Here is a 12210-nt window from a genome sequence, read left to right on the forward strand (position 1 = left end):
CACCGATATAGCTGTGAGTATTGAGGAGTGTTCCGCCATGCGTGATGCGTTGAAAACGACGGCTGTGATCTCCGTAATCGTCGCGATATCCCTCTTCGTGGGCGTCAGCGCGTGGGGGGATGTCGTACGAGTGGGCAGCGAGACGATTCGAGGAAGAATCACCCGCATGACGCAAACGGAGGTTGTGGTCGATCAGGGGACAACCCCTCGCACCATCAGTGTCAATCAAATCCAAACAATTGAATGGGATGGAGAACCGGCACTTCTTAAGTCGGCGCGAGCGGCGTTCGAAGTTTCTCGCTATGAGGATGTGGTGAGCATCCTCGACAAAATCAAGGTCGATGAGTCCACACGGCCGGAGGTTCGCCAAGATATTGAATTTTATCGCGCAGCCGCCGCGGCACGTCTTGCCCTCGCAGGTTCGGGGTCGATCGACGATGCAGGTAAGCTGGTGGCGAACTTCACTATTAACTATCCAAACAATTACCATTACTGGGAGGCAATTCGATTGGTTGCTGAGTTGCTCCGCGCGAAGGGCAGTGTCGATAAGGCCGTTGAATACTATCAGTTGATTGCTCAGGCGCCCTGGCCGGAATACAAAGCGCAGGGAGGCGCCGCCATCGGCTGGGCCTATTTAGATGCTAAGAAGATAGATGAGGCCGAGAAAGCCTTTGATCAGGTAATATCCCTACAGATTTCCGGAGATGACACACCCAAGCTGCTTGCCATCATTGGCAAGGCGCGATGTCTGATCGCTAAAGGACAGACGGATCAGGCCATTTCCATGATTCAGGAAATCCTCAAGCGGCCGGATCTCGTTGAGAACGCGGAGGTAATGGGCCGGGCTTACACAGCCCTGGGTCTTGCTTATCGACAAGCGGGGCAGATCAAGCAGGCGATCTTGGCATTCCTTCACGTGGATTTGATTTACTTCCGCGACGTACCTTCTCACATCGAGGCACTTCAAAATCTGGTGCAATTGTGGCCGCAAGTCCAGCATCCTGAACGGGCGGCTGAAGCAGCGCGAGTGCTGAAGGAACAATATGGGCGGGAAGTGGCCGTTACCAATTGACCAACCGTTGCCCGGGGCCGATCTTGGGATGGCCTTCCCGGATTCTGGAATACGGGAGCCATGTTTACTCTCCAAATCGAGGTTGTGTAAACTAAAGCAATAACCGCGATGATGGGAAAGGCAAGCGGAGAAAATGGTTTTGCATGCTCTCACCCGTGTCGCGGTTGTTTTACTCAAAGAGGTTCCGGAACAGAGGTGTTCGGAGGCGTTTGATCGAGGGTGCCGGGTCTGTTAGACCAATAACGGAGGTTTTCATGCGACAGGGTTTCTTTTCGACGTGGACCGGGGCGATTGTGGCGACACTTGCCGGTCTGACGGTGTTTTTAGGGGTGGTGCCGCACCTCCCCAGGTTTGTGGAGCGGATCGCCGCAGCCGAGGAAGCTGCACCGGCAGATGATCAGTTGCCTGAGGCCGCTCCAGCAGGCCAGGGTGCGGCCGTTCCAGAGACTGAGGCAAGACCCCAGGAAAAATCCGTGCTGCGATGGTTTTTCGAGTCCCTCGGCTGGACGTACACGCTGGCTTTTTTGACGATTTCATTCTCGTTCGTGGCCCTTTTGGTCATGAACCTGGTGTCGTGCCGCCGGGAGGCCGTAATGCCGTCCGCACTGATTGACGGTTTCGAAACGCTTTTCAATGAGAAAAAATTTCAGGAGGCCTATGAGCTGGCGAAAAACGATGATTCGTTCCTCGGACAGGTACTCTCCGCAGGACTCGCCAAGCTCTCGGCAGGTTATTCCCAGGCTATTGAGGCTATGCAGGAAGTTGGTGAAGAGCAGGCGATGCGAATGGAGCACCGATTAAGCTACATCGGTCTGATTGGCACGATCAGTCCGATGGTGGGCCTCCTGGGAACCGTGGATGGTATGGTGCGATCGTTCAGTGTCATCGCCAACAGCACGACGACACCAAAGCCGTCCGAACTAGCGCGCGGTATTTCCACAGCGTTAATCACCACGCTGGTGGGTTTGATCATCGCTATTCCCGCTGTCATCGTCTACGGTTTCTTGAGAAACCGTATTGCCCGTCTGGTCCTGGAAGTAGGGATTGTGAGCGAAGGTCTGATGTCCCGATTCTCGACCGCCGCACCGCGCAAGTAATAACGCATTTTTGATGCGGAAGATCGGTTGACAACCTGATACAGCCGCGGTGGAGGGCGGGCTTTAAACGGAGCTGGTGCTCATGCGATACAAGAGAGGTCGCCAAATTCCAGACGCCGAAGGCGATATGACGCCGATGATTGATATGACGTTTCAGTTGATCGCCTTCTTCATGATTCTGATCAATTTTTCTGAGGGCGACCAGAATCAGTTAATTCGGCTTCCCGCCAGCGAGTTGGCCAAACCGCCCGATACCGCCCCTGCCTGGCCCATCACTCTTCAGATGACCGCCCGCGGAACCGTTTTCTACGGGGTAGACGAGTTCACACTGGACAACCTCCGGCCTGTTCTGGATGTGGAAAAGGAGCTGATATCCCGCCGCGGCGGCGACTTCCGCAACACCACGATCATCATTCGGGCGGATCGCTACGCCAAGACGGGGCGTGTTCAGGAGTTAATCCGGCTGTGTCAGAGTGTGGGGTTTGAAAAATTCACCCTCCGGGCAAAGCAGGAGAGTCCATAGCATGAAATTTCGTGGATCCGGCAAACATACCGGGGGAAAAGTTGAGTTGATGATGACGCCGATGATCGACGTCGTCTTTCAGCTTCTGACGTTCTTTATCATGACATTCAAGATCACCGCCCCCGAAGGAGACTTCTTCATCAAAATGCCGCAGGCCGCACCCAGCGCCGGGGTGCCGTCGGATGTGCAGTTGCCGCCAATCAAGGTCCGCATGACCGCGGGGGCGGGGGGCGAACTCGCCGGGCTATTTCTCGCAGAACGGCGACTCTCGAGTTTTGCCGAGTTGCGTGATCAGGTCCGCGCACTGGTCGGCGACGCTTCCGGACCTGGGGGAGCGAGCGATGCCGAGGTGGAGCTCGATTGCGACTATGACCTCCGTTATGAGTATGTGATTCGAGCCATCACTGCGGTGTCGGGCTACATCGGCCCGGATGGTCAAATCGTCCGGATGGTTGAGAAAATCAAGTTTGCTCCGCCTCACAAAGAAGGATCGTGAATCGCGGTGGGCGTTCCGGCACCAACCGCTTGTCCCCTGAGCGGTTGTCGAGAAGCTGTCCTCCTATTCAACTGCCTGGCCGTTTCCATTAGCCGGTTTTTGCCCCAGCTTGCAAAGTCTTACTCCGCCACTTGTTTGCCGGTCGGTGACTTACTGTTGTCTCAGGTTCTTTTCGGGACGACGCCCGCCGTCCGCTACGCACCGCTCAATCAACCCCGCGGATGGAAGCGTTTGTGAATTGCCTTCAAGCGTGTGTAATCGACGTGGGTGTAAATCTGCGTGGTAGCAATCGAGGCGTGTCCGAGCATTTCCTGAACGACACGGAGATCAGCGCCCCCGGCAAGGAGGTGTGTGGCAAAACTGTGTCGGAGCGTGTGCGGGCTAATATCCGGTGGCAAACCTGCTCGCAGGGCGTAGAACTTTAAAAGTTCCCAAATACGCTCCCGGCGAAGCCGCTTTCCTCGGTAGGACACAAAGGCCCAGGGGGGCGTAGGCAGGATGTTTCTAACCAGCAGGGGGCGCTCTCGCGTGAGATAATCTTGGAAAGCTTCGATCGCGCGCTTTCCCAGCGGCACCACCCGCTCTTTACTGCCTTTTCCACGACAGACGCAGTATCTGTCGGCCAGATGCACGTCCTCCAGCTTGAGCTGGGCGACTTCACTCACACGGCAACCCGTCGCATAAAGAAACTCCAGGATAGCTCGATTGCGTAGATAGCACCTATCGTACGGTCGGGGGCTGGCCAGCAGCGCGTCGACCTGTTGAGGTGAAAGCACGCTAGGCACCCTTTCCCACACTTGAGGACTGTTGAGCAATTCAGCGTGGTTAAGCTTGAGGATGCCTTCCAGTTGCAAATAGCGGAAGAAAAGACGCAGCGAAACGAGATGCCGAGCGAGGGAGGTCGAGGCCAAACCCCGGTCGTGCAGCCAGCCCACATACTCGGAGAGTTCCTGAATGCCGAGCGAAGAAATACTCCTCCCACCCAGCCATTCCGTGAACCGGCGAATATCCCGGGTGTATGCCTTTACGGTATTGTCTGCGAGGTGACATTCAGCCGACAGGTAGTGAGCAAAGGCCTCCTGCCAGGTTGAAGTGACACGCTGGCAGTCGGGACGCTGGGGAGTCAGCTTTCTCCGTGCGGGACTCATGGGCGAAAGGTAAGGATCGCGCGAGCGGCAAATGAACAATGGCGGAAGAAAGTGCCCTGTCGGGAATTTCGGCAAATTGAGCGGATGAATCTCGCCAGTATTAGACTCCTCGGTAGGACTGATAGGTCCGCTATTTTCTGTACAATTGGCGGAACCCGCAGTTGCGTTCTCGACGCGGGTCACACATAGCAGCCTTCGTCCATGCCCAGATACATCTTCAACTCTTCGAAACGCCTGGCGTAGTAGTCGGTGGACGAATGAACGTGTTCCGCTTCTGTGATGAATCGGATCTGTTCGTCGTTGGGGATTCCGTGTCCTTTGAGGATCCGTTCAAACGCGCGGAGATCTGATCCGTAGCAGATAAGGAGTTTGTGCTCGTCGAACTGCACTTCCAGGGGAATATCCGGATTGAGAACCGCGACGCCGGTGCAACCATCGTTGAGCAGGAGGTCTTCGAATTCCCAGAGAACGCTCTTCAGGACCGGCATGTCGATATCTTCACGATAAAGGTCGTGATGGCCTGGGCGATCCCGATTGTGGCTCGTTTCAAGGACGACGTCCACCTCCTCTCCCAGTGGGTCGAGGAGCTCCATGAACGTATCGAAAAGCCGTTCCTTCGATACAGAGGCCATGAGGACAGGAATCACGGTTTTGCCGTTGTCGCTGCGGTAAATATCGTGACGATACCCCTCGCGGGGAACGACCTGGAGATCGTAGGAAGGGCGAATCGCATCGGTCAGGGTGAAGTTACCGTATTTGGCGATGCGGAGATGGGCTTCCAGCTCCTCCTCGCTCAAATGCTCGAAGCTGCTGCGGAGTTGTGCCTGAGAGCCTTCGCGTAATACGTTTCTGATGAATTTTTTAAGAAAGCCCATCGCTGCGTTGCACCCTCGTATTTCCGGAAAATCTTGCACAATCTGCTGTCGCTGAAGTCGTAGGTCTCCAACTGAACTCCGGGAATACCGGCACGGCTCCTGGTCGTCTGTGGTGGGATTCCTGTTCCCCCGCTTTAAACCTAGTACATTTTTGGCGGAACCAGATGGCATTCCCTCCCAATCCTAACGTCTTTTTTGTTGCGAACCCCTATAATCCGCCCTTCGTTTCACTCCGCGAATCATCGCGGTGAAAAGCCTGACGGAATCCCAACCACTAAGCTATGGCGCTCACCGCTATCGCCACTTGCCTGGGTGTGATTCCGTGACGAGTTCTCTAGTGGAACTCTAGCATTAAAATTGATAGCGTGCGGCCATGAGATGGCATTCCCTGTCTCGTTTCGCAGGCGGGTGGTACCCAGCGTAGCGTAGGCAAAAGGTTGGTAACGTGAAAAGTCCACATTGAATGGCTAAAGAGAACTGAACAAGCCAATTCTGCACAAGCGGGCGGACAACAGCGTTTCGGCCTTTCCCTCTCAAAACATTCGAGGAAACAGGCTCTAGCGAACTTGGGGAAGCGGTTTCGCGGGGATTTTTCATGCGTCATCGTTTTGTAGGATTCGCAAAGACCACGGTGCTGGTTATCATCGAGAAGTGGTCCAGTTTTCTCATGGACAAACCCGGACTCTGGGGTTTGTTCATGATCATTTGCTTGTTGGCGGGAACAATCCCCGTTGGATGTGGGCGCCAGGCCAGCCCATCGGTACCGACATCCACAGCCAACCCGGGCTCGACAAACTGGGAACCTTTTCGTCAGGTTCGCGAGTTTTGGTATCTGCAGTCTCTTCTCGGTGAGAATGTGGGCTATGAGCGAATATCCGTGCGGTCGGTGGGCAACTCATCATCTGCGTGTCGCGAAGTGGAGGGAGAAGTGGTACTCCGTGTGAAGCGGATGGGAACTCCGGTTTCAGTGGTCACGCGGTACCGATCTGTGGAAACATGTGAAGGTCGTCCTCGCGAGTTCACGGTGACAGTTGAACAGGGTAGAGCGCTGGCCGAGTACCGTGGTCGAGTCAGCGGCCTGCAGCTGGTGGTGGAAACGGTCGTAGCAGGAAGAACAGCTCGACAAACTTTCGATCTCCCCGAGGACTGCCGGGGCTTCCTGGGACTCCAGGATTGGCTCTGGGAAAAAAACATGCGGCCAGGCGAAGTGCGCGAATTTTCCTGCCTTATGCTCGGAGTGAACGGAGTGTGTCAGGCAAGAGCTCACGCCCGCGATTACGAGGCCGTCCAGGTTTCGGGACGTGAAACTCGACTTCTCCGCATAGACATCCTCTACACGCTACCGGGCAATCAAAGGGTAGAACAAACCGTTTGGTCCGATTCGTCCGGTATGATCGTCAAACAGAGGATGAACTCTCCTCCAGTTGAAGCTGTGCTTGTGCCGAAGGAACGCGCTTTGCAGACGGCATCGTCTTCTCTGGATCTCATCGAGGACATTCGCATTCCCGCTCGCGCACCGGGGGATTTAACAAAAGCACATCGCGCAACTTATCACATAAAGGGAAGTATCAAAGGACTTGCTGAACTTTTGGCGACCGGAGTCAATCAGCAGGTGCGGCGATTGGGCGACGATATTTTAGAGTTGACGGTAACAACTCGAGGCCCTGGCGGTAACTCGGGCACTTGTGGTGATCAGGCAACGCCTGAAGAACAGGAGCCCAGCTTATGGATTCAATCCGACGCATCCGAAATCCGGGCGATTGCCCAATCGATAGCCCACAGCGCCAAAGAACCTGCGAGTCTGGCCGTCGCATTAGAACGTTATGTCTTCCACACTGTAAGACACCGGGATTACAATCAAGCGTTTCTGTCTGCACTGGACGTTCTTAAAACAAAAGAGGGTGATTGCACAGAACATGCCGTGTTGCTGGCCGCACTGGCTCGGGCCAGTAGTATTCCATCACGAGTGGCCGTGGGGCTCGTGTATCACCGTGACGCCTTTTATTACCACATGTGGACAGAATTGCTAATTGACAGGTGTTGGATCGGTTTTGACGCAACCAGGGGGAACGGGGGCATTCATGCCGGCTACATCAAATTCGGTCATGATTCGCTTGCTGGGTCTGACGCCTTGGGTTCGTTCCTGCCGCTGACGAAACTTCTCGGTCAGATCAAAATTGAAATTGTCAAAGTAGAGGGCGATTGATGGCTTGGTCTTATCGGGGCTCGGGTTCGCTGTACTTGGAGCGGCCGTATTTGATGCAGGCCAAAACGGCTTAGCTGATTCACGCTTGCGGCGTTATTTTGAGTCAGTTTCATAGTACTGCGTGATCGAAGGGATTCAAGACTCTAAAAAGGTTGGTTCCACGTGTAGGAATGGAAGCGGATGTTCTGCCAAGCTCTTTGTCCCATGTAGGAGCGATACGTTGATGGGAGCCAAAATCTATACACGTTCAGGAGATTCCGGCGAGACCGGTCTTTATCGTGGTCCCCGCGTAGGAAAGGATTGTTTGCGGATCGAGACCTGCGGGACCATTGACGAGCTCAATTGTGCGATCGGACTGATCCGGGCAGAGAAGCTTCCTCCGCGTGCCGAAGCCCTGCTGGCCAAGATCCAGAATCGACTTTTCGAACTGGGAGCCGAAGTGGCCACCCCCGATCCCCAGCGGCAGGGCACACAATACATTAAGGCGGAATATGTGCGGGAGCTTGAGGAAGCCATCGATCAACTCGACCAGGAGTTGCCGCCCCTCGATCGGTTTATCTTGCCCGGGGGGGAACGTGCTGGAGCCTTGACGCATTTTGCCCGGGCCGTGTGTCGACGAGCCGAGCGGCGTTTGGTGGCCCTCGTGCGGGAGGGACTTGAACTGGGCACGCCCCTTTCACCGGTCGTTCTGGCGTTCATCAATCGTCTCAGTGATTTTCTTTTCGTGCTTGCCCGCTGGCTCAATCACCAGGCAGGAGTGGTAGAACACCCTTGGGAGCCACCCCCGCGAAGGGGATAACGGAGCCCGGCCTGCAATATCCTGATTCGAAGAGGGCGCGTGCCTAGAATATGAGCATTCTTTGCGTCAAACAAGCGCAGTAGTCTCCTGTGCAGCGGCTTCGACGGTACGTTTGTCCGCTCCGTTCGAAGATATCCGGCTCCAAAATGTTACAGATCTAGGCGTATATGTTCCATTGACGCTCTCGCCTGAAAACAAAGTGGGCATGTATGCTTAGAAAGTAGGCAACCATGGGAGCGTGAATGTGGACTCTGCGGTGTTCAAGCTAGTGCAACCCACCTTCTTGCTCGCCCTCCTGGGCACTTCGCCCAAAGCGTAACATGCGCTAGGGCAATGAGATACGCAGGCTGCTCGCACACTCGGGAGCGCACCGGGGCAAACCGGCTGGCATTTTTCGGCGAATGGGTACAAGGCTTGCAAGCTCCCCGTCGAGGAAAACGGTGTGCTGCATTTCGAGCTCAGCAGGAAAGGTGATCGGGGTGATGCGAGCTTTCTGCGTGCTTCTGCTACTGGGACTGGCCACTTGGTTGTGTTGTCCTATTGATCGGCCGTTATTGGCCCAAACTAGCGGAGCGGAAAAGCCGTTCCAGTCCTTATCGGTGGAGGAGCGATTGGAAATGCTCGCCCAGTCATCGCTTGCCCGCGATGATGAGGGGAAGATCACTTCAGCCAATTTGCGAGGAGAAACAGATCTTCTGTGGATGTGTCTTGCCGCCTTTCTGGTTTTCGCGATGCAAGCGGGTTTTGCCTGTGTGGAAATCGGTTTCACGCGGGCAAAGAATGCAGCCAATATTCTGATGAAGAACCTGCTCGATTTTTGTATGGGAAGTTTGCTGTTCTGGGCCATTGGTTTCGGGCTCATGTTTGGTAAGAGTAATGGGTTGTTCGGTACGACGCACTTCTTCTTTCATGGGGAAACGAGTTACGACTGGGGGTTTCTCATCTTTCAAACAGTTTTTTGCGCGACGGCCGCCACAATTGTGAGCGGCGCTGTGGCAGAACGGATCCATTTCCACGCTTATCTCATCTATTCCGCTGTGATAAGCGCCCTGACGTATCCCATCTTTGGTAGTTGGGTTTGGGGATCGGCGTATCACGGAACAAGCTGGTTGGCGGACATGGGTTTCCACGATTTTGCCGGCTCCACGGTGGTGCACTCTATCGGGGGTTGGGCAGCCCTGGCCGGGGCTTTGGTGCTTGGACCGCGTCTCGGTAAATACAGGGGAGGACGTGTGGTTCCGATCCCTGGTCACAACATTCCGCTGGCCGGGCTGGGGGTGTTTATTCTCTGGCTGGGGTGGTTCGGATTTAATCCGGGGAGTACGCTGAGCGTTGGCGGTGGGCATTTCGCATACGTAGCCGTGACCACGAATTTCGCCGCTTCGGCCGGTGCTCTCGGCGCGCTATTTGTCTCGTGGGTGTGGTTTAAAAAGCCCGATCCCTCTTTCGCGCTCAACGGGGCGCTGGCGGGATTGGTCGCCATTACCGCCGGTTGCGATGTCATCCCAGCGCCGTATTCTATCCTCACTGGAGCGGTGGCTGGCGCCATCGTTGTGATTTCTGCGGTCTTTCTGGACCGATCGGGCCTGGATGACCCCGTGGGTGCGGTCTCTGTGCACGGCGTGTGTGGGGTCTGGGGTACGCTGGCGGTTGGACTCTTCGCTGGCGAAACGGGCCTTCTGGCCAGTGGTTCTGTGCACTCCCTACTCGTGCAATTACTGGGAGTTGTGGTGGCCTTCCTGTGGTCGTTTCTCACATCTTTGGTGTTGTTTTTGGGGATGAAATACACGGTGGGCCTGCGGGTCGAGCGCGAGACTGAGTTGCGAGGCCTGGATCTGACTGAGCATGGATTGCTGGCCTATCCTGAGCAGTTTGTTCTCGAGACCGGACCTACAGAGGTGATTGGCAATCTGGGAAAATGATGTCGTTGACGCTGGATCCAAAAGCGGCATCTTTGGCGCGTGAGGAGTTATTGCAGGTATGAAAAAGATAGAAGCGATCATCCGACACTTCAAGCTTGAAGATGTGAAAGCAGCCCTCACCAAAGAAGGAATCCAGGGCATGACGGTTACGGAAGTCCGGGGGTTTGGGCGTCAGAAGGGCCACACCGAGATCTACCGTGGGGCGGAATACAGTGTTGATCTTGTCCCCAAAGTCAAGATCGAAGTGGTGGTGCCGGACATGGATTTAGACAGGGTGATCGATACCATCATTCAATCGGCTTACACGGGTCAAGTTGGTGACGGTAAGATTTTTGTGAGCGAAATCACGCAGGCGGTCCGGATTCGGACTCGAGAGACTGGTGACCAGGCACTCAAATGAGTTTCCCTGCTGGGAGGTCTGCTCGACGAAACCTGCGAAATCCCCGCAAGGAATGGCGGGTTGTCGCCGTGTAAAGCTTGTAAAAAGAGTCAGATCGGTTGTCACGTCATTCCTGAGAGGGTCCAATGAAAAGAGTGAAGGATTGTCGCCTGCGGTATAGCGGCTCTCTCCCGTGATTCATCCACTTATCGCGCAAGTCCGTGAACAGCTATGGAACGACACACTATCGATAGCAAGTGAATGCTTGAATCGAACATCAGGTGTGTCGGTGGGACGCCGTTTGGCTGCGTTGTGGGACAGCATCATCACGAAAATGTGGGCCCACGAAATGGAGGAGGCCGGCGCCGACGAAAAATCCACAGGCAGCTATGCGCTATTGGCTCTGGGAGGATTCGGCCGGAGTATTGTCGCGCCCTATTCGGATATTGACCTTCTGCTCTTCACGCCGGGTCGCGCCTCGCCTGTTCTCCGCGCTGTGTCTGCCGGGTTCTACCGAGACATGTTCGACCTTGGTTGGCAGCTCGGGTTTTCTACGCACACAAACAGAACCGTTATGCGCCACATTTTGAAAGATCCGCAGTTTCTCACAGGCGTGCTCCAGGCCCGATTGCTCTGTGGAGATCTCGACGTTTTCAGAAACTTTCACCAATTGCTGGAACGAACCGTGCGGCGATACGGGGAGCGACTTCTCGGAGATGTGATTCTGGCACGAGATTCTGAACGGGAACGATACGGCGAGACGGTATATATCCTTCAACCAAATGTCAAGCGTTCGCCCGGAGGTATTCGCGATGTGCAACTCATTCACTGGATTCAGCGGTTTGCGGAACTCGGAGTCGAGCTTTCCGGCTGGTCCACGTTGGAACCCGAAGATGCAGCGGCCCTGAGCGAGGCGGAGGACTTTCTCTGGGCTGTTCGCCAGTGGCTCCACTGGCGTGCAGGGAGAGTTCATGACGTTCTCACGCGAAGCGATCAGTGGCAACTAGCAACAACGTGGGGCTATTCCGGGGAACACAACCTTCTCCCCGCAGAAGTTTTCATGCGGGACTATTTTCGCAAGACCGAGCATGTGTTCGTCGTAGCCCAGCGTTTTTCCGAATGTGCCAGGTCGCCTCATCGAAAGCGGAACTTTTTCGTGACCAGGCTTCACAATGCCTATCTTATTGAGCGTGGTGACTGTCTGGCAATCACTTCGGGGGGCCAGGTGGCGCTTGCCCGGGGATGGGGACTGCTTTTGGAATTCTTGGAAACCAGCCAGCAACTGAATCGGCCGTTGGACTGGACAGTCTGGGACAGTATTCGTCGCCATATGTCTGATCTGAGCGGCCCAATCCCCCCAGAGATTTTCCGACGCTTTGCGGCACTTTTTGAATCCCCCAATCAGCTTGCCCATCTCCTGCGAGGACTCCACAAGGTGCGATTACTTGAGCGGTTTCTTCCCGTGTTCGAACATGCGCGGGGCCTCCTCCAGTTCAATCAGTACCATCACTATACGGTGGATGAACACAGTCTCCGGGCGGTGGAAGCAGCCACCTCCCTGACGGATGCCCCAGGCTTATTAGGAGATACCTACCGCCGGATTGCCCAGAAGAAAATCCTCCACCTCGCGTTGCTTCTTCATGATTTGGGCAAAGGATTAGGACCCGATCATTGCGAAGTCGGACGCGAGATT

The 12210-nt window shown here is 55.2% G+C and carries 11 protein-coding genes; 9 read left to right on the top strand and 2 right to left on the bottom strand.

The annotated features are described in order from the left end of the window. Nucleotides 1-37: 37 nt before the first annotated feature. The 4 genes from ABJK56_RS20405 to ABJK56_RS20420 all read left to right on the top strand — a co-directional run bounded on the left by ABJK56_RS20405 (nucleotide 38) and on the right by ABJK56_RS20420 (nucleotide 3188). On the top strand, nucleotides 38-1072 hold the full coding sequence (locus tag ABJK56_RS20405) for a tetratricopeptide repeat protein (protein ID WP_347246536.1): 1035 nt from the start codon (nucleotides 38-40) through the stop codon (nucleotides 1070-1072). A 254-nt stretch (nucleotides 1073-1326) separates the two neighbouring features. Continuing rightward, a complete protein-coding gene (locus ABJK56_RS20410; protein WP_347246537.1) occupies nucleotides 1327-2169 on the top strand; it encodes a MotA/TolQ/ExbB proton channel family protein in 843 nt (280 codons plus the stop codon). 82 nt (nucleotides 2170-2251) lie between these two features. Beyond that, nucleotides 2252-2692 (top strand): biopolymer transporter ExbD, encoded by a 441-nt coding sequence (locus ABJK56_RS20415; RefSeq protein ID WP_347246538.1) that lies wholly within the window; start codon nucleotides 2252-2254, stop codon nucleotides 2690-2692. Between the two features lies 1 nt (nucleotide 2693). Then, complete coding sequence (locus ABJK56_RS20420) at nucleotides 2694-3188, top strand: biopolymer transporter ExbD (RefSeq protein ID WP_347246539.1); 495 nt, start codon at nucleotides 2694-2696, stop codon at nucleotides 3186-3188. 209 nt (nucleotides 3189-3397) lie between these two features. Here the strand turns inward: ABJK56_RS20420 and xerD are convergent, their stop codons facing one another. Both xerD and ABJK56_RS20430 read right to left on the bottom strand, forming a co-directional pair. Next, nucleotides 3398-4519, bottom strand: a complete 1122-nt coding sequence (gene xerD / locus ABJK56_RS20425) for a site-specific tyrosine recombinase XerD (RefSeq protein ID WP_347246540.1) — start codon at nucleotides 4517-4519, stop codon at nucleotides 3398-3400. Then, complete coding sequence (locus ABJK56_RS20430) at nucleotides 4516-5382, bottom strand: hypothetical protein (RefSeq protein WP_347246541.1); 867 nt, start codon at nucleotides 5380-5382, stop codon at nucleotides 4516-4518. The genes xerD and ABJK56_RS20430 overlap by 4 nt, the downstream gene beginning before the upstream one ends. A gap of 424 nt (nucleotides 5383-5806) precedes the next feature. On the opposite strand from ABJK56_RS20430, the gene ABJK56_RS20435 reads away from it, so the two are divergent. The 5 genes from ABJK56_RS20435 to ABJK56_RS20455 form a co-directional block, all read left to right on the top strand. Further along, nucleotides 5807-7417: a transglutaminase-like domain-containing protein gene (locus tag ABJK56_RS20435; protein ID WP_347246542.1), complete on the top strand. Its 1611-nt coding sequence runs from the start codon at nucleotides 5807-5809 to the stop codon at nucleotides 7415-7417. A gap of 223 nt (nucleotides 7418-7640) precedes the next feature. Continuing rightward, a complete protein-coding gene (locus tag ABJK56_RS20440; protein WP_347246543.1) occupies nucleotides 7641-8216 on the top strand; it encodes a cob(I)yrinic acid a,c-diamide adenosyltransferase in 576 nt (191 codons plus the stop codon). A gap of 482 nt (nucleotides 8217-8698) precedes the next feature. Continuing rightward, nucleotides 8699-10138: an ammonium transporter gene (locus tag ABJK56_RS20445; RefSeq protein ID WP_347246544.1), complete on the top strand. Its 1440-nt coding sequence runs from the start codon at nucleotides 8699-8701 to the stop codon at nucleotides 10136-10138. A gap of 58 nt (nucleotides 10139-10196) precedes the next feature. After that, the gene (locus ABJK56_RS20450) at nucleotides 10197-10538 is read left to right on the top strand and encodes a P-II family nitrogen regulator (RefSeq protein WP_347246545.1); all 342 of its coding nucleotides are present in this window, start codon (nucleotides 10197-10199) and stop codon (nucleotides 10536-10538) included. A 244-nt stretch (nucleotides 10539-10782) separates the two neighbouring features. Further along, nucleotides 10783-12210: HD domain-containing protein (locus ABJK56_RS20455; RefSeq protein WP_347246546.1), on the top strand; the 1428-nt coding region annotated here is incomplete at its 3' end.

Origin of the sequence: Thermogutta sp., assembly GCF_039793925.1 — a bacterium.
Classification (GTDB): domain Bacteria; phylum Planctomycetota; class Planctomycetia; order Pirellulales; family Thermoguttaceae; genus Thermogutta.

Excerpts from the sequence above, each read along its gene's own strand:
- ABJK56_RS20405 (WP_347246536.1), top strand. The coding sequence starts at position 38 with ATGCGTGATGCGTTGAAAACGACGGCTGTGATCTCCGTAATCGTCGCG.
- ABJK56_RS20410 (WP_347246537.1), top strand. The coding sequence starts at position 1,327 with ATGCGACAGGGTTTCTTTTCGACGTGGACCGGGGCGATTGTGGCGACA.
- ABJK56_RS20415 (WP_347246538.1), top strand. The coding sequence starts at position 2,252 with ATGCGATACAAGAGAGGTCGCCAAATTCCAGACGCCGAAGGCGATATG.
- ABJK56_RS20420 (WP_347246539.1), top strand. The coding sequence starts at position 2,694 with ATGAAATTTCGTGGATCCGGCAAACATACCGGGGGAAAAGTTGAGTTG.
- ABJK56_RS20430 (WP_347246541.1), bottom strand. The coding sequence starts at position 5,382 with ATGCCATCTGGTTCCGCCAAAAATGTACTAGGTTTAAAGCGGGGGAAC.
- ABJK56_RS20435 (WP_347246542.1), top strand. The coding sequence starts at position 5,807 with ATGCGTCATCGTTTTGTAGGATTCGCAAAGACCACGGTGCTGGTTATC.
- ABJK56_RS20440 (WP_347246543.1), top strand. The coding sequence starts at position 7,641 with ATGGGAGCCAAAATCTATACACGTTCAGGAGATTCCGGCGAGACCGGT.
- ABJK56_RS20445 (WP_347246544.1), top strand. The coding sequence starts at position 8,699 with ATGCGAGCTTTCTGCGTGCTTCTGCTACTGGGACTGGCCACTTGGTTG.
- ABJK56_RS20450 (WP_347246545.1), top strand. The coding sequence starts at position 10,197 with ATGAAAAAGATAGAAGCGATCATCCGACACTTCAAGCTTGAAGATGTG.